We start from the raw sequence: 22,041 nt of genomic DNA on the forward strand, positions 1-22,041 counted from the left end.
CTGACCGCGGCGCGGTCGGCGCCCGCCCCCCGACGGGCGCCGACCGGTGTCACCCCTTGACGCAGACCACCTGCTTGAGGTGCGCCACCACCTCGACCAGGTCCTCCTGCTGCGCCATCACCTCGGTGATGTCCTTGTACGCGCCGGGGATCTCGTCGACCACCCCGGCGTCCTTGCGGCACTCCACCCCGGCGGTCTGCCGCTCCAGGTCCTCGGTGCTGTACGTGCGCTTCGCCTGCGCCCGCGACATCCGCCGGCCCGCGCCGTGCGAGGCCGAGCAGTACGCCGCCGGGTTGCCCCTGCCCCGCACGATGTACGAGCCGGTGCCCATCGAGCCGGGGATGATGCCCAGGTCCCCCGCGCCGGCCCGGATCGCCCCCTTCCGGGTGACCAGCACCTCCACCCCGTCGTAGGTCTCCTCGGCCACGTAGTTGTGGTGGCAGGAGATCGGCGCGTCGTAGCTCACCTGCGGCAGCTGCTCGCGGACCACCTCGCAGAGCACCGCGAGCATGACCGCCCGGTTGCGCCGCGCGTACTCCTGCGCCCACCACAGGTCACGCCGGTAGGCGTCCATCTCCGGGGTGCCGGTGAGGAAGACCGCCAGGTCCCGGTCGGGCAGGTCGGTGTTGTGCGGCAGCGCCTGCGCCACCCGGATGTGCCGCTCGGCCAGTTCCTTGCCGATGTTGCGGGAGCCGGAGTGCAGCATCAGCCACACCCGGCCGGCGTCCGGGCCGTCCTGCTCCAGGCACACCTCGATGAAGTGGTTGCCGCCCCCGAGGGTGCCCAGCTGGTGCCGGGCCCGGCTCTCCAGCTGCCGGACCCGACGGTCCAGGTCACCGAAGCCGGTCCAGAAGGCGTCCCAGCCGCCCTGCTCCAGGCCGCGGACCCGCCGCGGGTCGACCGGGTCGTCGCGCTTGGCGAAGCCGACCGGGATGGCCGCCTCGATCGCCGACCGCAGCGCCGACAGGTCGTCGGGCAGGTCGGCCGCGGTCAGCGAGGTCCGCACCGCGGACATGCCGCAGCCGATGTCGACGCCGACCGCGGCCGGCGAGACCGCCTGCCGCATCGCGATCACCGAGCCGACCGTCGCGCCCTTGCCGAAGTGCACGTCCGGCATGACGGCGACGCCCTGCACCCAGGGCAGGGCGCCGATGTTGCGCAGCTGCTTCGCCGCCTGCGGCTCGATGGCGTACGGGTCGGTCCAGACCCGTACCGGGGCGCGGGTGCCGGGCAGCGGGGTGAAACCCATGATCGTCTCCTCGTGCGGGGGTGGGGTGCGGCCGGTGGTGGCCGGGCGGGAGCCGGGTGACGAAAAAGCCGCCCGGACCCGTCGTGCGGGTGGGCGGCTGCGCGTGTCGCGCGGGCGCTAGGAGCGCCGCCACCCGGGTCGGTACCGCTGCCACGAGCAGGGGTACGGGTTTCGTTCGCCGGCCGGCAGCCGGACACCGCCGCGCGGCATGGACCGCGGGGTCTCGGTGCGGGCGCGCTGCGACACGGCGTACTCCCTCGGGGTGGGTCTCGGATGACCTTGCGGCATTGACGGTAGGCCCGCGGCGGGACCACCGCAATCGATATCGGACCGGCGTCAGCTGCGGGGCGACGCGGCGGTTCCGGCCCTTTCGAACAGACGCTCGCCCTGGTGCTGGACGGTCGCCGAGCCCAACGTGACCAGGGTGAGCACGACGGCGAGCACGGCGAGCGCCGGGCCGCGCCGGGTGGCGGGCGGGTCGAGCAGGGCGCGTACCCGGTCGGGGACGTCCCCGCCGGTGGCGGCGGGGAGCGGGCCGGCGTCGTGCCGGTGGCGGGCCAGGGCGGCGCGGGCCAGGGCACGGGCGACCACCCGACGGTCCCCCAACCGGGCAGCGGCGTCCTCGTCGGCCCACCGCTCGACGGCGTTGCGCAGCGACCGGGCGGTGGTGCCGAGGGTGGGGTTGGTAGCGGCGACCAGGTCGATCACGGTGACCCACCAGGCGTGCCGGTGGGCCAGGTGGGAACCCTCGTGGGCCAGAAGCGCGCGGCGCTCATCGGCCGGCAGGGCACGCAGCATGCCCCGGGTGACCACGATGCGGCCGGTGGCCTCGGGGGTGGTGAAGGCGTCGGGCCGGTCGGTGTCGAGCACCACCAGCGCGCCCGGTTCACCGAGGCGCCCGCACTCGCGGTGGGCGGCCCGCATGGCGGCGCCCCGCCGAACCAGGAAGACGCCGGCGCGGGCGACGGCGACGGCGAGCACCGTGAGGGTCACGGCGGCGACGGGCCAGGGCAGCGGCGCCTGCGAGCGCAGCGCCTGGGCGGACCAGGCGCCGGCGGCGGCCACCTCGGCGTCCTGCCCGACCCAGGTGGCGGCGGTGACGGCGGCGGCGAACCAGAGCGCCGCGGTGACCAGCAGCCCGGCGGGTGCGAGCAGGCGCACCGCGAGGGCCGGTCGGAGGGTACGGCTGAGCCACGGCCCGCAGCAGGCGTATGCCGCGGCGGAGGCCAGCACCACCAGCAGGGCGATGATCACGAGTGGTCCGGTTCAGCGCGCTGGAGGAGGGTGACCAGGAGCGCCTCGTCCTCCGGGGTGAGCGCGCCGACGAAGCGGGTCAGCACGGCGGAGCGGTCGGCGTCGTCGTCCAGCAGCCGCCGCATCTGGTGGGCGACCACCTGGGCCCGGTCGCGTACCGCCTGGTAGGTGTAGCCGCGGCCGGCGGGCAGCCGGGTGACCCGCCCCTTGTCGTGCAGCCGTCCCAGCACGGTGGTGACGGTGTTGTAGGCGAGAGCGGGATCGAGGCGCTCCCGGACGGCGGCCGGCGCCAGTGGGGCCTCGGCGGCGGCGAGCACCGCGAGGATCTCATGTTCGAGGTCGCCGTGCCCGCGGCGTCTGCTCTTCACCCATCCCCCGAAACTACGAATCTTGTAGGAGTAAGCTGCGAACTACAAACATTGTAGGTGCGACCCAGGGAGTGTGATGGACGTCGGAGTGTTCGACGAGGTCAACCGGTTCGCCGAGGCAACCCCCTGGCTGCACGCGGCGGTGACCGGATACGCCGCCTACGGCGTGGCGCTCTTCGGGTTCCTCATGCTGGTCGGGTGGTGGGACGCCCGCGCGGGCGGCAGCCCGGAACGGGTGGCGGTCGCGCTGCTGGCTCCGGTGGCCACCGGGGTGGCGATCGCGGTCAACCAGCCACTGGTGGCCCTGTTCCACGAGCCCCGCCCCTACACCGACCACCCCGGGATCCTGGTGCTGGCCACCCGCAGCACGGACTTCTCGTTCCCCTCCGACCACTCGGTGATGGCCGGCGCCGCGGCGGCCGCCCTGTGGTTCGTCTCCTGGCGTCTGGGGCTGGTCACCGCGGTGGCCGCGGCGCTGATGGGGTTCTCCCGGATCTACATCGCCGCGCACTACCCGCACGACGTGCTGGCCGGCCTGGCCCTGGGGGCAGTGGTGGCGGTCGTCGTCGTGCCGCTCACCCGGCCACTGGCCACCCGGCTGGTGACGGCCGCCGGCCACACACCGCTGCGCCCCCTCGTCACCGCCGGCTCCCGGGCGGTGCCCGCACAGCTCACCGCCGGCGGCCCCGGCCGCACTCCGCCGGGCACCGGTCACTGACCCCCACCGGCACCCGCACCGGTCCCGCACGACGCCGGGGCCCGGTCGGACGTCTCGTTCGCGCCGCTCAGTCCTTCTTGCACTTCAGGAAGGAGAAGCGCCCGGCCAGCTCGGGCAGCTCGGTCCCGCCGCACCAGGCCTGCGCCAGCTCGGCGATCGGCAGCAGGTCGCAGGCGTCGCCGTAGGCGCGGGCCCGGCCGCCCTCGGAGATGTCCACCATGAAGTAGCGGGCCTCCCGGGCGACCCGGATCCGGATCACGCCACGTTCGCAGGCGATCTCGGCGTGGGCGTACCGCCCGGGGCCGGTCTCGGGGCCGGTGACCCGGCCGATCGAGATGCCGTGCCGGTCGGCACACTCGGTGAGCGCGGCGGCGAGCCCGTCGTGCTCGGCCAGGTCCGGGTAGAGGCGGACACCCAGCGCGGTGGACGCGTCGCTCATGACTGACTCCCACTTCCTCGTGACAGAGACCAGCAGCGCGCAGGTTACGGGGATGTTTCCGGCGCGCCTGGCCATCCTGTCCCTCCCGTGCGCCCCTGGGCAATAGGAACCGTCGATTTCCTCCGTGCGGAGGACGAACGACCCGGGCCGGTCGACCCCGCGTACGATCCACGCCCATGGCGCGGATCCGTTGTGACTTCTTCTCCGAGGCCCTCGGCATGGGCACGTCCATGACGGTGCTCCTGCCCGACCCGGCCGGCGCCGGGATCGGCATGGCCGGTGGCGCGCCGGCCGGCGACCCGCCCGTGCTGTACCTGCTGCACGGCCTGACCGACGACGACACCGCCTGGACCCGGCGCACCTCGATCGAGCGGTACGTCGCCCCGCTGGGGCTGGCCGTGGTGATGCCGAACGCCGGGCGCAGCTTCTACACCGACGAGGCGCACGGCAACCGGTACTGGGAGTTCCTCAGCGAGGAGCTGCCGCGGGTCTGCCGGTCGTTCTTCCGGCTGTCGGACCGCCGGGAGGACACCTTCGTCGCCGGCCTGTCGATGGGCGGCTACGGCGCGCTGAAGTGGGCGCTGCGCCACCCCGAACGGTTCGCCGCCGCCGCCAGCCTCTCCGGCGCCCTGGACGTCGCCAACCGGCGTGACCACCCGACCAACCCGCTGAACCCGGCGGTCTGGCACACCGTCTTCGGTGACCGGCCGGTGCCGCCGGAGGACGACACCATCGCCCTGCTGGAGGCCGCCGGCGCCGACCTGCCGGCCCTCTACCTCGGCTGCGGCACCGAGGACCACCTGCGCGAGGACAACGAACGCTTCCTCGCCGTCGCGCGGCGCCGGGGCGTACCGGTGGAGGCGCGCTGGTCCCCCGGCGCCCACGACTGGGACTACTGGGACGCCGCCATCCGCGACGTGCTGGCCTGGTTGCCGCTGCGCTGAGCGCGGGCCCGGCCGGTCGCCGCCGGCCAGGCCCGCAGCCAGCGGGGCACCGGCATCGGGTACGCGACCACCGCGGCGGCCGCCATCACCGCCAACCCACCGGCGGTACGCAGCGCTCGTGCGCTCATCGTCTCGTTCCTTCCCGTGCGGGCGGGGGTCAGCCGCGGGTCAGCACGACCTTGAGGGCCCCGGTCTCCGCCGGCCGGGCGAAGACGTCGTACGCCTCGACGATCTGGTCCAGACCGAACCGGTGGGTCACCAGGTGGCCGGTGTCCAGCTGGCCGGCGACCAGCATGTCCAGCAGCTTCGGGGTGGAGTGCGTGTCGACCAGCCCGGTGGTGATGGTGACGTTGCGGATCCAGAGCTGTTCCAGGTGCAGCGTGGCCGGCCTGCCGTGCACGCCGGCCGAGCACCCGGCCGGGCCGCGTCTCGGGCACGTCGCCACCGAGGATGTGCAGGTCGGTGCCGCAGATGGTGACCGCGTCGACCCGGATGACCGCGTCCCGGGGGTCGGCGACGGTCGGATCGGGCACCTCGGTCCAGGACTTCTCGCCCGGCCCGCCGTACACCAGTGCCTTCATGGTTCCTCCTCACGCCGTTGTCGCCTCCCACGTTTCTCCGCGGGAACGGCGGCGGGCAGGGTCGGAGGACCCTTCGGCGGGGACCTGGGACCCGCTCAGTGCCGGGGCGTGAGCGCCAGCGCGGCGAGGGCGGCCACCCCGGCGGTCAGCGCGGCCTCGTCGAGGCGCATCTCGGCGGAGTGCACCGGCGCCACCGGACCGTCCGCCGGTCGGGTGCCCAGGATCAGCATCGCGCCGGGCGTACGTTGCAGCAGGTAGGCGAAGTCCTCGCTGGCCGGGATCGGTGTCGGCAGTTCGCTGACCCGGTCGTGGCCGAGGACGCCGGCGACCGCGTCGAGCGCCCAGCGGGCCTCCGCCGCGTCGTTGACCGTCGGCGGGTAGCCCGGGTCGATCCGGACCTCGGCGGTGCAGCCGTGGGCGGCGGCGACCCCGGTGGCCACGGTGGTGAGGGCCTCGGTCACCAGGGCCCGGGCCGCGTCGCTGAAGGTGCGGACGGTGCCCTGGGCGGTGGCCGTGTCCGGGATGATTCCGGCGCCGGGGGTGCCGGCGTCGAGCCGGTTGACGGTGACGACCACCGGGTCGAAGACGTTGAACCGGCGGGTGACCATCTGCTGCACGGCCAGGACGATGGCGCAGAGCACCGGCACCGGGTCGGCGCCCAGGTGGGGAAGGGCCACGTGCCCGCCGACGCCGCGTACCGTGACGGTGAGCCCGTCCGCGCCGGCCAGCAGCGGGCCGGGCCGGGTGGTGACGCTCCCGGACGGCAGCCCCGGCACCTGGTGCAGGGCGTACGCCCGGGCCGGCGCGAAGTCACCGTCGAGCAGACCGTCGGCGAGCACCGTCCGGGCGCCGTCGTGCCCCTCCTCGCCGGGCTGGAACATGAGGATCACGTCGCCGGGCGGTCCCGGCCGGGCGGCGGCGATCAGGTGGGCGGCCTCCACCAGCATGGCGGTGTGCGCGTCGTGGCCGCAGGCGTGCATGGCGCCGGCCACCTCGGAGGCGTACGGCAGGCCGGTGCGCTCGGCCAGCGGCAGCGCGTCCATGTCGGCACGCAACAGCACCGGCGGCCCGTCCCCGCGGCCCGCAAGCCGGGCCACCACCGCCGAGGAGGTCGTGCCGGTGCGCACCTCCAGAGACAGCGGACGCAGGGCGTCGAGCACCGCGGCCTGGGTAAGCGGCAGCCGCAACCCCAGCTCGGGGTGGCGGTGCAGCCGCCGGTACAGCTCGGTGAGCGGGGCGCGGCGACGCTCCGCGAGGGCCGGCAGCCCGGCCAGGTCGACGCTGGGAGACGCCATGGGTCGAGGATCGGCGGACCGGTCCGGCGGGTCAAGCCTCCGGCCGCCCGGGTCGCCCTTCGGACACCGGCCACCCGGGCAGCTCGTGGAACTCGGGCCGGTGTCAGGCGCCGACGCTGCCGTCGATCGCCTCCCGCAGCAGGTCGGCGTGGCCGTTGTGCCGGGCGTACTCGTGCATCATGTGCAGCATCACCAGCCGCAACGACACGTCCTCGCCCCAGCGCGCCTGGTGACCGGTGACGTCGAGCGACTCGGCCTCCCGCTCGATCCGGCGGGAGTGCTCGACCTCGGCCTGCCACACCGCGAACGCCTCCGGGCCGGTCGACCCGTCCGGGTCGTACGCGGCCTGGAAGTCGCCGGTGGCAGACCAGATCAGCCCGATCTCCTCACCGGCGATCACCCGCCGGAACCAGGTCCGCTCCACCTCGGCCAGGTGCCGCAGCAGGCCGAGCAGGCTGAGCGTGGACGGCGGCGAGGAGCGGCGGCGCAGCTCCTCGTCGCCGAGCCCGGCGCACTTCATGGCCAGGGTGGCGCGGTGGAAGTCCAGGAAGGCGCGCAGGGTCTCGCGCTCCCCCGCCCGCAGCGGCGGCCCGATCCGGTCGATCTCCATGTGGTTCCCCTCCCGTGCGGACGCCCCCCGCTGGTCGTCGAAGGTATTGGCAGCGTCCGACCGGGAGCCTAGTGTCGGCGGATCGATCCACCCTCGAAGGGACGATCATGAACCCCCAGATCCGACGTTCCGCGCTGCTCGCCTCGGCGGTCGCCGCGGCGCTGGTCGCCGGCGGCACCACCGTGCAGGCGGCCGGCGACCCCTACTCCGGCACCGCCGGCGCCACGGTCTTCGCGCCGAACCCGGTGCAGCAGCTCGGCGACCAGACGCTGACCGACGCCAAGGACGCCGACTACCCGGCGCTGGCCGGCGCGTACCGGTCGGTGTCGCTGACAAACCTGGACGGCTCCGGCACCCTCACCGGCCGCTACGTCCGGGTCAGGAGCGACACCGGCACGCCCGCCCGGGCCGTGGGCGGCTCCTTCCCCGCCTGGCACCGCGACGCCGACCAGTTCGAGCAGGTCATGGGGTATCACTGGGTCAACACGGCCCAGGCGTACCTCCAGTCGCTGGGCTTCGGCAGCACGCTGCGCCCGGTCAACCAGCGGCAGATCGAACTGCGGGTCAACCAGTACGGCGGGGACAACTCGTTCTTCCGCGACGACAAGGCCAACATCACCCTCGGCAAGGGTGGCGTGGACGACGCCGAGGACGCCGAGGTGATCGTGCACGAGTACGGCCACTCGGTGCAGGACGGGCAGGTCCCCGGCTTCGGCACCAACCTGGAGTCCGGCGCGATCGGTGAGGCGTTCGGCGACTACCTGGCCGTCGCGGTGAGCAGCTGGGCCACCGGCGTGCCCACGAGGACCCCGCAGGCGTGCGTCGCCGACTGGGACTCGGTGTCGTACACCAGCAAGGCCCCGCACTGCCTGCGCCGGCTCGACGGCACCAAGGTCTACCCCGCGGACGTACGCGGCGAGGTGCACGCCGACGGGGAGATCTGGTCCCGGGCCCTGTGGGACATCCGCACCGCCCTCGGCGACCGCCGGGCCAGCACCCTGATCGTCGAGGCCCAGTTCGACTTCGCGCCGGACACCTCGTTCCGGGACGCCGCGCTGGCCACCGTGGCAGCCGCCGAGCGCCTCTACGGCGCCTCCGCCGCCACGGCGACCCGCTCGGCGTTCGCCGCCCGCGGCATCCTCTGACCGTCGGCCTGCCTGCTCCCAGGGTTTGCGGGGTGGCGGCGAGGGTAGCGGTGGCGGTGCACCCGGCCGCGTCCGCGCGCCGCCACCTGCGTACCCCTGGAGGCCACCGATGTCCTCGATCCTCGCGTCGCCCGCCGCGGGCCCGGGCCTCCTCGCCCCCGAGTCGCTGATCTCGACGTTCGGGCTGATCGGCATCCTCGCCGTGGTCTTCGCCGAGTCCGGCCTGCTGATCGGTTTCTTCCTGCCCGGTGACTCGCTGCTGTTCACCGCCGGCCTGCTGGTGGCCGGTGGCCGCTACCTGAGCCAGCCGCTCTGGCTGGTCTGCCTGCTGGTGGCGGTCGCCGCGATCGCCGGTGACCAGGTCGGTTACCTGTTCGGCAAGCGGGTCGGCCCGGCGCTGTTCCGTCGGCCCAACTCGCGGCTGTTCAAGCAGCAGAACGTGGAGCGGGCCAACCGGTTCTTCGCCCGGCACGGCGCCCGCTCGGTGGTGCTGGCCCGGTTCATCCCGGTGGTGCGCACCTTCACCCCGATCATCGCCGGGGTGAGCCGGATGCCGTACCGCACCTTCCTCGCCTTCAACGTGATCGGCGGGGCGCTGTGGGGCACCGGCGTCACCGTGCTCGGCTTCTATCTGGGGCGGATCCCGTTCGTCCGGGACAACATCGAGTTCATCCTGATCGGCATCGTGCTGGTCTCGGTGGTGCCGATCGGGATCCAGCTGCTGCGCTCCCGCCACGCGGGTCACCGCCACGACGCCGACCGGGCCCGGGCCGCCGCGACCCCACAGGACGCCTGAGCGGGCCGCGCCGGTCGAGCGGTCAGCCGGGCCGCAGCGCCGAGCGGGCCACCGGGAAGTCGAAGTAGGTGTCCGGGTACGGCTCGGCGGTCCACCGGTAGTGCCACCACTCGCGCGGGTAGTTCTCGAAGCCCTGCGCGGTCATCAGCCGCCGCAGCCGGTCCCGCTCCGCCCGGGGCGTGCCGCTGATCCGGGGGTCGTCGGTGTGCGCGAGCGGGTCGAAGCAGTCGAACCCGGTGCCCATGTCGACGCTGTCGTCGCCGAACCGGCGACCGGCCGGGCCGGTGCAGGCCACCAGCGGTTGCCCGGGCGAGTAGCCGGGCTGCGCCGGGGTCGGCACCGGGACCAGGGTCAGGTCCAGCGTGCTGCCGCGGCTGTGCGCGGTGGGCGCCCCGACGTATCCGTCGGCGAAGAGCCGCGACTTGGCCACGGTCGGATAGAACTCGGCCTTCATCCGCTGCTCGCCGGGCTGCTTCGCCCAGGCCACGAAGTCGTCCACGGCCCGGCGGGGCCGGTAGCAGTCGTACACCTTGAGGCTGTGGCCCTGCGCCAGCGCGGCGGCCTGCACCCGGCGCAGCGCGTCGGCGGCTCCCCTGGTGAGCAGGCAGAGCGGCTCGGCGTAGCCGGCGATCGGCCGGCCGACGAAGTTGTGCGGGCCGGCGTAGCGGATGTCCGCGCGGATGCTCGGGTCGATGTCGGTGAGCACCACGAAGTCGGCCGGGGCGCGCGGGCCGGTGGGGCTGGGGCTGGGGCTGGGGGTGGGGGTGGGGGTCAGGGTGAGGGTGGGCGGTGGCGGCGCGGGCCGCTGGCAGCCGGCGACCAGCGCGGCGGCCACGACCGCCAGGGCCGCCAGCCGCCGGGCGGTGCTGGGCGGCCCGGACCTCACCCTGCCCTGTCTACCGCACCGCCGGGCGGTCCGAGCGGTAACGGCCGGAGCGGGAGATCTTCCGACCGCCGGGGCGCGAGATGGCCGGGGCCGGCGCGGCCCCGCGGTCAGCGGGTGAGGGCCGCGCGCAGGAAGGTGAGCGCCGCCGCGTCGTCGTCCACACCGCCGGCCTCGTGGCCGTTGTACCGCCACACCGCCAGCTCGGCCGGCCCCCGGTAGGCGTTCACCGCCGCGTAGACCGTCGACGGCGGCACGATCTCGTCCATCAGGGCGACGGAGAACCGGGCCGGGACGGTGGCCCGGCGGGCGAAGGCCACCCCGTCGACGTACCCGAGGGTGCGCAGCGCCCGCTCCTCCGCGTCGCGGTGCACGGCCAGCCAGTCGCGGATCTCCCGGTAGGGATGGGTGTCGGTGACCAGCACCGCCCGGGGGATGTCGCAGAGGAACGGCACGTACGACACCAGCGCCCGGACCTGCGGCGCCAGGGCGGCCACCGCCAGGGCGATCCCGCCACCCTGGCTGTGGCCGAGCACCGCCACCCGCTGCGGGTCGACGGCGGGCAGCGTGCGGGCCGCGTCGACGGCGCGGACCGCGTCGGTGATCAACCGGCGGTAGTAGTAGCGACGGGGGTCGTCGAGGCCGCGGGTGACAACGCCCGGCGCCTCCGGGCCGGCCGCCGCCGGATCGGGGGTGTCACCACGGCTCCACCCCGAGCCCTGGCCCCGGGTGTCCATCTGGAGGTGGGCGAAGCCGGCGCACGCCCACAGCAGGTTCTCCAGCGGGTGGCCGCGGCCGCCGCCGTAGCCGACGTACTGCACCACGGTGGGCAGCGGACCGGGCGACCCGGCGGGCACCCGCAGCCAGGCCCGCACCGGCTGCCCGGCGAAACCGGGAAGGGTCACGTCGTGGACCTCGACGGCGGCCAGCCCGGTCTGGACCGGGACCGACCGCACGGCGTCGTCGCAGGCCCGCGCCTCGGCGAGCGTCTCGGCCCAGAACCGGTCGAAGTCCGCCGGCTCCCGCAGCGCGCTGCGGTAGCCGCGTAACTGCTCCTCGGGCAGGTCGGTGTGCACCGTCGGCCCGCCGGCGCCTACCGGTGCGGCCGCTGCGGCACGCGCGGCAGCACGAAGGGCGGCCCGGAATAGATCAACTCGGCCTTCAACTCCTGGTACGCCAGCTTGGGCCGGTAGTTCTCGTCGTACACCGTGGCCAGCCCCTCCGGCGGGTCACTGAACCAGCCCGGCACCCAGGAGTGCCGGTCGGTGAACCCCCAGAGCGTGAACGACAGGCAGTGCGGGGAGGACAGGCAGGCCCGCAACAGCACTCCGAAGTTCGCCGCCGAGGCCTGCAACCTCGGGTTGATCTCGGCGGAGTCGCCGGCCCGTACGCCCTCGGTGAGCTGGCTGCGCACGTCGACCTCGGTGAACGCGGTGGCCAGCCCCAGCCCCGCGAACCGCTTCAGCGCGGCGGAGACACCGAAGGTGTCGTAGTTGACGTACTGGGTGCCCAGGTGGCCCTGGCTGCCGATCCCGTCGATCGGCACGCCCCGGGCCCGCAGGTCGCGGGCCATCTCGTAGACGAACTGGGTCTTGTCGTTCGCCGGGTCCCCCGACCCGAAGGCCTCGATGTTGTAGTCGTTGTAGAACAGCAGCGCCTTCGGGTCGGCAGCGCGGGCCCAGCGGAACGCGTCGGCGATGTAGCCCGGACCGAGGTGCTCGGCCCAGAAGCCCTTGTAGTGCAGGGTGGCCGGGGTGTCCCAGGGGTCGCTGACCGCCTCGTTGACCACGTCCCACTGCCAGATCCGGCCCCTGAAGTGGGTCACCACGGCGGTGACGTGGTCGCGCAGGATCGCGCGCAGCTCGGCGGTGCCGATCGAGCCGTCGACGACCCCGTCGGTCAGCCAGGTCGGCAGCTGGTTGTGCCAGACCAGCACGTGCCCGCGTACCCGCTGGTGGTGCGCGGCGGCGAAGGCGACCAACTGGTCGGCCGGTCCCCAGTCGTAGCTGCCGCGGGTGGGTTCCAGGCTCTCCCACTTCATCTCGTTCTCGGCGGTGACGGTGGAGAACTCCGACCCGGCGAGTTCGCGGTAGCGGGGGTCGGCGGGGTCGGCCAGCGCCTTCGTGTCGACGGCGGTGCCGATGTGGAGGCCGTGCCGCTGGGCCAGGTCGCGCAGGCTCTGCCTGGTGGGGTCGTACGGGCGCCCCGCGGCGGCGGGGGCGACGTTGAGGGCGGCGACGGTCGCGACGGCGACCGCTCCCGCGGCGATCCAGCGTCTGAGGGTCATCGGGACTCCTTCTCGGATCGACTCCGGGGAGTCGGCTCCGCCGCCGGTTTCCGGAACGTCGGTGCGGACGTTTCGGGAATCCCGCTCACCGTAGCGGCTCACGTCGATGGAGAAAAGAGCCTTGTCCTCGGTTTATTCTGTCCGTCCTGATACCGGCGAGTTCCGGCGCCGCGCCGAAACTTTCGGAGCCGCGGCGGGGGCCGCCGCCAGGGTCAGCGGCAGGGGCGGCAGGACGAGCGGACGACCAACTCGGTCGGGAGCCGGATGTGGCTGTCGCGTTCGACGCCGGCGATCAGGTCGATGAGCAGGCGCAGCGCCTCGGCGCCCATGCTCTGCAGGGGCTGGCTGATCGTGGTCAGCGGCGGGTCGACCAACGCCGACTCCGGGACGTTGTCGAAACCGATCACCGACAGGTCGTCGGGAACCCCGATGCCCATCCGCCGGGCGACGTCCATGGTGGAGATCGCCGAGAGGTCGTTGCCCGCGAAGATCGCGGTCGGCCGGTCGGCGAGCCCGAGCAGCTCGGCCGCGGTGCCGGCGGCGCTCTCGATCCGGTAGCCGCCGACCCGGACCAGCCGCTCGTCCACCGGCACGCCCGCGTCGGCCATCGCCCGGCGGAAACCGGCCTCCCGCAGCCGGGCCGACTCCAGGTCCGGCCGGCCGCTCATGTGCCCGATCCGCCGATGACCGAGGGAGAGCAGGTAGTTGGTCGCCAGGACGGCGCCGGCGAAGTTGTCCGAGTCCACGGTGGGCAGACCGGACGGGCCGGTGTGCGGGTCGACGGCGACCACGTGGAAGCCGTGCTTGGTCTCCACGACGGTCGGCGTGACGATGACGGCCCCGTCGATCAGGGTGCCGGAGAGCCGGGCCAGCGAGCGGCGTTCCCACCCGACGGCGGCGCCCTCGCCGTCGCCGCTGGAGTAGGCGAGCAGTTGGTAGCCGCTGCCGGCGACCTCCCGGGACGCCCCCTTGAGCAGCTCGGTGGAGAACGGCTCGAACTCGGCGACCAGGATGCCGAGCACGTTCGTCCGGTGGCTGCGCAGGCTCTGCGCGCCCAGGCTGGCCTCGTAGCCGAGGTCACGGATGACCTGCTCGACGCGCTCCACGGTCGCCTGCGCCACGCCGTAGCGGCCATTGACAACCTTCGATACGGTCGCCACCGAGACACCGGCCGTACGTGCCACGTCCGACATCTTGACGCGTTCCGGGAACACCACGCCGACGAGTGTAGAGCCGGCGCGGGGAGCGCGTCACGATGGATAGAAAACGTTATCGATAACGATTGACATCGAGTTACGTGACTGTAAAACTCCCCCGCAACAACCCGACTGACTGGTCGAGGAGACATCGATGACTACGAAGCGTCGTGTGGGCGCACTCCTGGCACTGTTGATGACCAGCGCTTCCCTCGTCGCCGGCTGCGGCGGCGGTGGCGAGGAGGAGGCAGCCCCGCCGGGCGAGCTGTACAAGAACCCGGTGACCCTGACCTGGTGGCACAACGCGCCCCAGGACGGGCCGGGCAAGACCTACTGGGCGAAGGTCGCCAAGGACTTCTCCGCCCTGCACCCGAGCGTCACGATCAAGATCGAGGCGATCGAGACCAACCAGCTCCAGCGCACCCGGATCCCGGCCGCGCTGCTGAGCAACGACCCACCCGACGTCTTCATGTCCTGGGGCGGCGGCGAGCTGCGCGAGCAGGTGGAGGCCGGCTACCTCAAGGACATCACCGACCAGGTCAGGACCGAGGTCGGCAACATCGGCAGCGCCGCCGAGATCTGGCAGGTGAACGGCAAGCAGTACGGTCTGCCGTTCCGGATGGGCATCGAGGGCATCTGGTACAACAAGGACCTCTTCGCGAAGGCCGGCATCACGGCGCCGCCGACCACCTTCGAGGAGCTCAACGCCGCGGTCACCAAGCTCAAGGCGATCAACGTCGTCCCGATCGCCGTGGGCGCCGGCGACAAGTGGCCCGCCGCGCACTGGTGGTACAACTTCGCGCTGCGCGACTGCCCGGTGGACGTCCTGAAGAAGGCCTCCACCGACAAGGTCTTCGACGACCCGTGCTTCGTCAAGGCCGGCCAGGACCTGAAGGCCTTCATCGACACCAGGCCGTTCCAGAACAACTTCATCGCCACCCCGGGGCAGAACGACCCGACCAGCGCGAACGGTCTGCTCGCCAACGGCCGGGCCGCGATGGAGCTGATGGGCGACTGGAACCGCGGCACGCTGGACAACGTCGCCACCGACAAGGCCAAGCTCGCGCAGTTCATCGGCTGGTTCCCCGTACCGGCGATCTCCGGTTCCGCCGGTGACCCGAAGGCGGCCCTCGGCGGCGGCGACGGCTTCGCCTGCGCCAAGGACGCCCCCGCCGAGTGCGTCGAGTTCCTGAAGTACATCGCGAGCCCCGAGGTGCAGAAGGGCTACGCCGAGACCGGCACCGGCCTGCCCGTGGTCAAGGGCGCGGAGGCCGGCATCAAGGACCCGGCGCTGAAGTCCATCCTCCAGGCCACCTCCGAGGCGAGCTACGTGCAGCTGTGGCTGGACACCGCCTACGGCAGCACCGTCGGCACCGCGATGAACGACGGGATCGTCGCCATCTTCTCGGGGAGCGGGACGCCTGAGAAGGTCGTCTCGGCCATGAAGGCAGCCGCGAGCAAGTGACGTCGGCAAACCAGACCCGGAACCCCGCCGGCGGCGTCGCCACGCCGCCGGCGGCCCGCCGGCCCGCCGCACCCGCGTCCTCCCGCCGGGCCGAGACCCGCCGCAAGTGGTACGAGATCATCGGGCTCACCACCCCGGCGCTCGCCGTCTACGTGATGTTCGTGCTGGTCCCGATGGGCTTCGCGGTCTACTACAGCCTGTTCCGGTGGCGTGGGGTCGGACCACCGACCGAGTACGTGGGCCTGCGGAACTACGTCCTCGCCTTCGGCGACCCGATCTTCCTCGACGCGCTGCGCAACAACGCGATCATCGTCGCCGGGTCGCTGCTGATCCAGGGACCCCTCGCCCTGGGCATCGCCCTGCTGCTCAACCGCCACTTCCGGGGGCGGGCGCTGTTCCGGCTGCTGGCGTTCGTGCCGTACGTGCTGGCCGAGGTCACCGTCGGCATCATGTGGAAGCTGCTCCTCACCGACGGCGGCACGGTCGACGCGCTGCTGCGGTCGGTCGGCCTGGGCGGCCTGGTGCGGGCGTGGCTCGCCGACCTCGACGTCGTCATCTGGACGCTGCTGTTCGTCCTCACCTGGAAGTACGTCGGCTTCGCCATCATCCTGCTGCTCGCCGGGCTGTCGAACGTGCCGCAGGAGCTGACCGAGGCCGCGGCGATCGACGGGGCGGGCTGGTGGCAGACCCAGCGGCACGTCACGCTCCCGCTGCTCGGCCCGACGATCCGGATCTGGATGTTCCTGTCGATGATCGGCGCGCTCCAGGTCTTCGACGTGGTCTGGGTGACCTCGGTGCCCGCGGTGCGCTCGCTCGGGGCGTCGGGAACCATGGCGACGTACATGGTGGACAACGGGTTCTTCGCCCGGCTCTGGGGCTACGGCAACGCGGTCGCCGTCATCCTCTTCGTCATCTCCTTCGTCGCGGCGCTGCTGTTCCAGCGCTTCATCCTGCGCCGGGACATCGAGGGCGCCATCACCGGAAGGGCGAACCGACCGTGACCACGCACCCCGTCCACTCCCCGTCCGCCGGGCGCCGCCCGCTGTCCTGGGGCACACCGCTGACCTACGCCCTGGCGCTCGCGGTCGCCGCCGTGTCGATCACCCCGATCCTCTACGTGGTCGTCGGTGGTTTCCGCACCACGCCGCAGATCGTGGCCGACCCGGCCGGCCTGCCCGACCCGTGGGTCTTCGACAACTACGCCCGGGTGCTGACCCAGAGCAACTTCTGGCGGCAGGCGTTCAACAGCGCGGTGGTCGCCCTCGGCACCACGCTCGGTGTCGTGGTGCTCGGGTTGTCCGCCGCCTTCGTGCTCGCCCGGTACGTCTTCCGCGGGCGGGAGGCGCTCTACACCTTCTTCACCCTCGGCCTGCTCTTCCCGGCCGGGGCGGCGATCCTGCCGCTCTACCTCATGCTGCGCGACCTGGGCCTGGTCAACTCCTACTACGCGGTGATCCTCCCGCAGGTCGCCTTCCAGCTGCCGCTGACGATCGTCATCCTGCGCCCCTTCCTCGCCGCCATCCCCCGCGAGCTGGAGGACGCGGCCGCGATCGACGGCGCCGGCCGGATCGGCTTCCTCTGGCGGATCGCGCTGCCGCTGTCCCGGCCCGCGCTCGTCACCGTCGGGGTCCTCGCCTTCGTGGCCAGCTGGAACGCGTTCCTGCTGCCGCTGCTGGTCCTCGGCGACGTCAACCTGCACACCCTGCCGCTCGGCGTGCAGAACTTCTCCAGCCAGTTCTCCACCGACACCGCGGGCGTCCTCGCCTTCACCAGCCTGGCGATGCTGCCCGCACTGCTCTTCTTCACCCTCGCCGAGAGGCACATCGTCGGCGGCCTCCAGGGCGCGGTCAAGGGCTGAGCGGCGGCGGTACGAGCACAACCAGAAAGGCACACCATGACAGAGGTCCACGCGGTGGTGGACGGGCCGGCCCCGGCCCGGGCGCCCGGCGACCACGACCGGCCGGCCGGCGAGGCACGCGTACGCGAACTGCTCGGCCGGATGACGCTCGAGGAGAAGGTCGCCCAGCTCGTCGGCTTCTGGGAGAAGGAGGACGGTGAGGCGGTCGCGCCCCTGCAGGGCGAGTTCGGCGACGCCCTGCGGCTCGAGGACTTCGCCCGGCACGGACTCGGCCACGTCACCCGGGCGTACGGCACCCGCCCGGTCGACCCGGTCGCCCGCGCCGAGGAGCTGTGGCGGTTCCAGCGGAACCTGGTCACCGGCACCCGGCTCGGCATACCCGCCATCGTCCACGAGGAGTGCCTCACCGGGCTCTCGGCCTGGCGGGCCGCCACCTTCCCCACCCCGCTGGCCTGGGGCGCCGCGTGGCACCCCGAACTCGTCGGCGAGATGGCCGCCGCGATCGGGGCCTCGATGCGGGCGCTCGGCGTCCACCAGGGTCTGGCCCCGGTGCTCGACGTGATCAGGGACCCGCGTTGGGGCCGGGTCGACGAGTGCGTCGCCGAGGACCCGTACCTGGTCGGCACGATCGGCACGTCGTACGTGCGGGGCCTCCAGTCGCAGGGGGTGCACGCGACCGTGAAGCACTTCGCCGGCTACTCCGCCTCGCGCGCCGGACGCAACTTCGCCCCGGTGCACGCCGGCCCCCGGGAACTCGCCGACGTGCTGCTCCCCCCGTTCGAGATGGCCGTCCTCGACGGCGACGTCCGCAGCGTGATGCACTCCTACGCCGAGATCGACGGCGTGCCGGTCGCCGCCGACCCGACCATGCTGACCGGCGTGCTGCGCGACCGGTGGGGCTTCGACGGCACCGCGGTGGCCGACTACTACGGCGTCGCGTTCCTGCACCTGCTGCACCACGTGGCGGGTGACCACGCGGAGGCGGCCGGGCAGGCGCTCACCGCCGGGGTCGACATCGAACTCCCCACCGGCGACGCCTACCTCACCCTGCCGGAGGCGGTCCGCGCCGGCCGGGTCGACGAGGCGCTCGTCGACCGGGCGGTGCTCCGGGTCCTGCGCCAGAAGCGGGACCTGGGGCTGCTCGACGCCGACTTCACCGACGAGCCACCGCGGGCGGTCGACCTCGACTCCCCGGCGCACCGGTCGATCGCCCGCCGGCTCGCGGAGGAGTCGGTCGTGCTGGTCGCCAACCGGGACGTCCTCCCGCTGCCCGCCGGCCGGCGACTGGCGGTCGTCGGCCCGAACGCCGACCGGCAGGCGGCGCTGTTCGGGTGCTACTCGTTCCTCAACCACGTACTGGTCCAGCATCCCGGCGTGGCGACCGGCATCGACGTGCCGACCGTCCTCGACGCGGTCCGCGACGAGTTCGACGCCGACCTGGTCACCTGGGCGCGCGGCTGCGACGTGGACGGCGACGACCGCTCCGGGATCGCCGAGGCCGTCGCCACCGCGTCCGCCGCCCAGGTGGCCGTCCTGGTCGTCGGCGACCACGCCGGTCTGTTCGGGCGGGGCACCGTCGGCGAGGGATGCGACCGGGAGGACCTGGAGCTGCCCGGCGTCCAGCGCGAGCTGGTCGAGGCGGTCCTGGCGACCGGCACACCGGTGGTCCTGGTGCTGCTCACCGGCCGGCCGTACGCGGTCGACTGGGCGCTGTCGCGTTGCGCGGCGGTGGTGCAGGCGTTCTTCCCCGGCGAGGAGGGCGCCGGGGCGATCGCCCGGGTCCTCTCCGGGCGGGTGAACCCGTCCGGGCGGCTGCCGGTCAGCCTGCCCCGCTCGGCGGGGGCCCAGCCGTACTCCTACCTGCACCCGGCGCTCGGCCAGGGCAGCGAGGTGACCAACCTGCCGGCGACACCGGTGGCGGAGTTCGGCCACGGCCTGTCCTATACGACGTTCGGGTACGCCGACCTCACCGTGCCGGCCACCGTGCCGACCGACGGGGCGCTGTCCGTGACGGTGCGCGTGACGAACACCGGCCCGGTCGCCGGCGACGACGTGGTGCAGCTCTACGGCCACGACCCGGTCGCCTCGGTGACCCGGCCGGTGGCGCAGCTGCTGGGCTACCGGCGGGTCCACCTGGAGCCGGGCCGGTCGGTCACCGTCGCGCTGACCGTGCCCACCACCCGGCTGGCGTTCTCCGACCGCACGCTCACCCGGGTCGTGGAGCCCGGCGACGTCGAGCTCTGGGTGGGCACCAGCGCGCGGCGGGAGACCGAGGCGTCGACCGTCCTGGTCGGCCGGACCGTGCCGGTCACCAACGACTCCCCGCGGTGGACGACCACCACGATCGGTTGAGCCGGGTTCGCCGGTCGTCCCCGCGGGGACGACCGGCGGACCGGGCCCGTCCCGCCGGCCGGTTCCCGGAACGTCTCCGGAACCTCCGCGGCCCTTCCACGCTGTCGACGACCGCCACGGGTACGGCAAGATGACCGGGTGGGCGGCCGGGGCGGCACGGTGGGGTGAAGGAGACGCGGTGGGCGCGGACGACGAACGCAGGGTGACCATCACCGCGATCGCGCGGGAGGCCGGCGTTTCCGTGCCGACGGTGTCGCGGGTGCTCAACGGCCGCTCCGACGTGGCCCCCGGCACCCGGGAACGGGTGGAGGAGCTGCTGCGCCACCACGGCTACCGACGCCGCTCCGCCCGTACGGTGACCCGCGCCGAGCTGGTCGACCTGGTCTTCAACGACCTGGACAGCCCGTGGGCGGTGGAGATCATCCGTGGGGTGGAGGACGTCGGGCACAACGCCGGCGTCGGCACCGTGGTCTCGGCCATCCACAGCCGGTCCACCTCGACCCGGCAGTGGTTGCAGAACCTGCGGGCCCGGGCCAGCGACGGGGTCATCCTGGTGACCTCGGACGTCACCCAGCCGCTGCACACCCAACTGCGCCGGCTCAACGTGCCGGTGGTGGTGGTCGACCCGGCAGGAGCCCCGGCCACGGACGTGCCGACCGTCGGCGCGACCAACTGGGCCGGCGGGATCGCCGCCACCCAGCACCTGCTCGAGCTCGGGCACCGCCGGATCGGCTTCGTCGCCGGCCCCACCCACCTGCTGTGCAGCCGGGCCCGGCTGGACGGCTACCGGGCGGCGCTGGAGGGGGCCGGCGTGCCGCTGGACGACCGGCTGGTCCAGCCGGGCGACTTCTACCACGCCTCCGGCTTCGCCGCGGGCGCCGCGCTGCTGGAGCTGGCCGACCCGCCGACCGCGATCTTCGCCGCCAGCGACCAGATGGCCTTCGGGGTGTACGAGGCGATCCGCCGGCACGGGTCGCGGGTGGCCGACGACGTCAGCGTGGTCGGCTTCGACGACCTGCCGGAGGCCCGCTGGGCCTCGCCCCCGCTGACCACCGTCCGGCAGCCGCTTGTCGAGATGGGTCGGCTCGCCGCCCGCACCGTGCTGCGGCTCGCCCGGGGCGAGCAGATCGAGTCACCCCGGGTGGAGCTGGCCACCGAACTGGTGGTCCGGGACAGCTCGGCGGTCCCGCGCCGGCCGGGGCGGCGCTGAGGGGACCGCCCCCTTTCAGTCGGGTTCCGGAAGTTCCGGCGCCGGCAGGGCGGTCGACGAGGCGGCGAGCCGGGTGGCCTGTCGGCGGCGGCGGGCCAGCAGGACCGCTCCCCCGGCGACCACCAGGGCGCCCACCGCGGCGGCCGGTGTGCTGCCGGGCCACCCGCCGCCACCGCCGGCGGCCGTCCCGTTCAGCCCCGCGGCCCCGGCGAGCGCCGACGCCGCCACCGTGACCGACGGGCTCGGCGAGGTCGCCTCGCCGGGGCGTACCAGCCGGCCGACCGCCGCGTCGCGGGGCAGCGCGAACCCCCAGTCGAGCAGGGACGCGCCCTGCTGCCAGCCACGCTGGGTGGGGATCTCCGCGCCGAGCAGGGTCACCACCAACCGCCGGCCGCCCCGCTCGGCCGCCCCGACGTAGGTGTGCCGGGCGACGTCGGTGAAGCCGGTCTTGCCGCCCAGCGCCCCCGGGTAGTGGTCGAGCAGCTGGTTGTCGTTCTGAATCTGGAACGGCTTCTCGTGCAGGGCCGGCTGGCCGGGGATCTCCGCCACCCGGGTCGCGGTGTACCGGCGGAACGCCGGATCGGCGAAGCAGGCCCGGGCGATCAACGCCAGGTCGTACGCGCTGGTGAACTGGCCCGGGCCGTCCAGGCCGGACGGGGTGACCGCGTGGGTCTGGAGCGCGCCGAGCCGGCTGGCCTCCTCGTTCATCGCCCGCACCCCGCCGGCCAGCCCGTCGGGCCCCCCGCCGAGCCGGGCCAGGGCGTTGGCGGCCTCGTTGCCGGACTTCAGCAGCAGCCCCAGCCAGATCGTCTCGATCCGGTACCGGCCGCCCTCGGCCAGGCCCACCGCCGAGCTGCCGGGCTCGATGGCCAGGTCCCCGGCGGTCAGGGTGACCTCCCGGTTCGGGTCCAGCCGGGGCAGCATCGTGGCGGTGAGCAGCAGCTTCTGCACGCTGGCCGGGCTCGCGTACTCATGTGGGCCGCAACCGCCGAGCACCGCGCCGCTGTCCAGGTCGGCGACCACCCACGAGGTCGCGGTGACCGGGGGTGGCGCGGGCGCCGACGGGGGCGTCACCAGACCGGCGGTGGCCAGCGCCGCGCCACCCACGGCCCGGGCGGCCGGGTCGGGCGCGGGAGGCGGCTGCGGCGGCGGGCTGGCCGGGGCGGGGACGTTCGGGCACGGCGGCCCGGCGGCCGGTCGACCGGCCCTGGTCGGCGTCCCGGCCCGCGCCTGGGCCAGGCCGGCGGTCGGCGTGCCCGCCGGGCCCTGGGCCAGGGCGGGCGCCGGCACGGTCGACGCCGGGGCGAGGAGGGCGGCGGCCAGCGCCGCGAGCAGGCCTCTCATGGTCGCCGAGGCTAGCCACGCCCACCCGGACGGGTTGCCCGCTCAGC

Annotated in this window: 22 protein-coding genes; 9 read left to right on the plus strand and 13 right to left on the minus strand. The window is 73.8% G+C overall.

All coding sequences use genetic code 11. From position 1 onward, the window contains the following. Positions 1-49: 49 nt before the first annotated feature. The 3 genes from GA0070564_RS08265 to GA0070564_RS08275 form a co-directional block, all read right to left on the minus strand. Entirely contained in the window at positions 50-1,249 is a 1,200-nt protein-coding gene (locus tag GA0070564_RS08265) for an RtcB family protein (RefSeq protein WP_091605197.1), read from the minus strand. 336 nt (positions 1,250-1,585) lie between these two features. After that, positions 1,586-2,503, minus strand: coding sequence for a M56 family metallopeptidase (locus GA0070564_RS08270; RefSeq protein WP_091605200.1), 918 nt, complete (start codon positions 2,501-2,503; stop codon positions 1,586-1,588). Beyond that, complete coding sequence (locus GA0070564_RS08275) at positions 2,500-2,871, minus strand: BlaI/MecI/CopY family transcriptional regulator (protein WP_245669865.1); 372 nt, start codon at positions 2,869-2,871, stop codon at positions 2,500-2,502. Before GA0070564_RS08275 ends, GA0070564_RS08270 begins: the two co-directional genes overlap by 4 nt. Before the next feature lie 76 nt (positions 2,872-2,947). Between GA0070564_RS08275 and GA0070564_RS08280 the strand changes: the two genes are divergently transcribed. Further along, positions 2,948-3,589, plus strand: coding sequence for a phosphatase PAP2 family protein (locus GA0070564_RS08280; RefSeq protein WP_091605209.1), 642 nt, complete (start codon positions 2,948-2,950; stop codon positions 3,587-3,589). Between the two features lie 67 nt (positions 3,590-3,656). Here the strand turns inward: GA0070564_RS08280 and GA0070564_RS08285 are convergent, their stop codons facing one another. After that, positions 3,657-4,028 (minus strand): hypothetical protein, encoded by a 372-nt coding sequence (locus GA0070564_RS08285; protein WP_091605212.1) that lies wholly within the window; start codon positions 4,026-4,028, stop codon positions 3,657-3,659. Between the two features lie 176 nt (positions 4,029-4,204). Between GA0070564_RS08285 and GA0070564_RS08290 the strand changes: the two genes are divergently transcribed. After that, positions 4,205-4,972, plus strand: a complete 768-nt coding sequence (locus GA0070564_RS08290) for an alpha/beta hydrolase (RefSeq protein WP_091605216.1) — start codon at positions 4,205-4,207, stop codon at positions 4,970-4,972. On the opposite strand, the gene GA0070564_RS28810 is transcribed toward GA0070564_RS08290, so the two are convergent. The 4 genes from GA0070564_RS28810 to GA0070564_RS08305 form a co-directional block, all read right to left on the minus strand. Continuing rightward, positions 4,921-5,100 (minus strand): hypothetical protein, encoded by a 180-nt coding sequence (locus GA0070564_RS28810; protein ID WP_141714724.1) that lies wholly within the window; start codon positions 5,098-5,100, stop codon positions 4,921-4,923. The two genes, GA0070564_RS08290 and GA0070564_RS28810, sit on opposite strands and share 52 nt — an antisense overlap. 29 nt (positions 5,101-5,129) lie before the next feature. Next, on the minus strand, positions 5,130-5,372 hold the full coding sequence (locus tag GA0070564_RS29795) for an MDR/zinc-dependent alcohol dehydrogenase-like family protein (RefSeq protein ID WP_245669866.1): 243 nt from the start codon (positions 5,370-5,372) through the stop codon (positions 5,130-5,132). Between the two features lie 276 nt (positions 5,373-5,648). Continuing rightward, a complete protein-coding gene (locus GA0070564_RS08300; protein WP_091605221.1) occupies positions 5,649-6,848 on the minus strand; it encodes a M20 metallopeptidase family protein in 1,200 nt (399 codons plus the stop codon). Positions 6,849-6,951: 103 nt separating this feature from the next. Next, positions 6,952-7,458 (minus strand): DinB family protein, encoded by a 507-nt coding sequence (locus GA0070564_RS08305; RefSeq protein ID WP_091605224.1) that lies wholly within the window; start codon positions 7,456-7,458, stop codon positions 6,952-6,954. A 107-nt stretch (positions 7,459-7,565) separates the two neighbouring features. Here GA0070564_RS08305 and GA0070564_RS08310 point away from each other — a divergent pair, with 107 nt between their 5' ends. Together GA0070564_RS08310 and GA0070564_RS08315 are read left to right on the plus strand one after the other, a co-directional pair. Next, positions 7,566-8,603, plus strand: a complete 1,038-nt coding sequence (locus GA0070564_RS08310; protein ID WP_091605227.1) for a M4 family metallopeptidase — start codon at positions 7,566-7,568, stop codon at positions 8,601-8,603. 109 nt (positions 8,604-8,712) lie between these two features. Next, positions 8,713-9,399 (plus strand): DedA family protein, encoded by a 687-nt coding sequence (locus tag GA0070564_RS08315; RefSeq protein ID WP_091605229.1) that lies wholly within the window; start codon positions 8,713-8,715, stop codon positions 9,397-9,399. A 22-nt stretch (positions 9,400-9,421) separates the two neighbouring features. Here GA0070564_RS08315 and GA0070564_RS08320 read toward each other — a convergent pair whose 3' ends face one another. The 4 genes from GA0070564_RS08320 to GA0070564_RS08335 form a co-directional block, all read right to left on the minus strand. After that, positions 9,422-10,285, minus strand: a complete 864-nt coding sequence (locus GA0070564_RS08320; protein WP_245669867.1) for a M15 family metallopeptidase — start codon at positions 10,283-10,285, stop codon at positions 9,422-9,424. A gap of 107 nt (positions 10,286-10,392) precedes the next feature. After that, positions 10,393-11,358 carry an acetylxylan esterase gene (locus GA0070564_RS08325; RefSeq protein ID WP_091605232.1) on the minus strand — a complete coding sequence of 322 codons (966 nt, stop codon included), beginning with the start codon at positions 11,356-11,358 and terminating at the stop codon, positions 10,393-10,395. Positions 11,359-11,375: 17 nt separating this feature from the next. Beyond that, positions 11,376-12,569 carry an endo-1,4-beta-xylanase gene (locus GA0070564_RS08330; protein ID WP_091605236.1) on the minus strand — a complete coding sequence of 398 codons (1,194 nt, stop codon included), beginning with the start codon at positions 12,567-12,569 and terminating at the stop codon, positions 11,376-11,378. A gap of 212 nt (positions 12,570-12,781) precedes the next feature. Continuing rightward, positions 12,782-13,786, minus strand: coding sequence for a LacI family DNA-binding transcriptional regulator (locus GA0070564_RS08335; RefSeq protein ID WP_091605239.1), 1,005 nt, complete (start codon positions 13,784-13,786; stop codon positions 12,782-12,784). Positions 13,787-13,919: 133 nt separating this feature from the next. Between GA0070564_RS08335 and GA0070564_RS08340 the strand changes: the two genes are divergently transcribed. From GA0070564_RS08340 to GA0070564_RS08360, 5 genes are all read left to right on the plus strand, one after another. Then, entirely contained in the window at positions 13,920-15,230 is a 1,311-nt protein-coding gene (locus tag GA0070564_RS08340; RefSeq protein WP_091605243.1) for an extracellular solute-binding protein, read from the plus strand. Next, positions 15,227-16,231 carry a carbohydrate ABC transporter permease gene (locus GA0070564_RS08345; RefSeq protein WP_091605247.1) on the plus strand — a complete coding sequence of 335 codons (1,005 nt, stop codon included), beginning with the start codon at positions 15,227-15,229 and terminating at the stop codon, positions 16,229-16,231. Before GA0070564_RS08340 ends, GA0070564_RS08345 begins: the two co-directional genes overlap by 4 nt. Next, positions 16,228-17,088: a carbohydrate ABC transporter permease gene (locus GA0070564_RS08350; protein ID WP_091605251.1), complete on the plus strand. Its 861-nt coding sequence runs from the start codon at positions 16,228-16,230 to the stop codon at positions 17,086-17,088. Before GA0070564_RS08345 ends, GA0070564_RS08350 begins: the two co-directional genes overlap by 4 nt. Before the next feature lie 36 nt (positions 17,089-17,124). Further along, positions 17,125-19,440 carry a beta-xylosidase/alpha-l-arabinosidase gene (locus tag GA0070564_RS08355; protein WP_091605256.1) on the plus strand — a complete coding sequence of 772 codons (2,316 nt, stop codon included), beginning with the start codon at positions 17,125-17,127 and terminating at the stop codon, positions 19,438-19,440. 178 nt (positions 19,441-19,618) lie between these two features. After that, positions 19,619-20,650: a LacI family DNA-binding transcriptional regulator gene (locus GA0070564_RS08360; protein ID WP_091605260.1), complete on the plus strand. Its 1,032-nt coding sequence runs from the start codon at positions 19,619-19,621 to the stop codon at positions 20,648-20,650. A 15-nt stretch (positions 20,651-20,665) separates the two neighbouring features. Here the strand turns inward: GA0070564_RS08360 and GA0070564_RS08365 are convergent, their stop codons facing one another. Beyond that, the gene (locus GA0070564_RS08365; RefSeq protein ID WP_091605263.1) at positions 20,666-21,994 is read right to left on the minus strand and encodes a D-alanyl-D-alanine carboxypeptidase family protein; all 1,329 of its coding nucleotides are present in this window, start codon (positions 21,992-21,994) and stop codon (positions 20,666-20,668) included. Positions 21,995-22,041: the final 47 nt, after the last annotated feature.

Origin of the sequence: Micromonospora mirobrigensis (assembly GCF_900091555.1) — a bacterium.
GTDB lineage: Bacteria > Actinomycetota > Actinomycetes > Mycobacteriales > Micromonosporaceae > Micromonospora > Micromonospora mirobrigensis.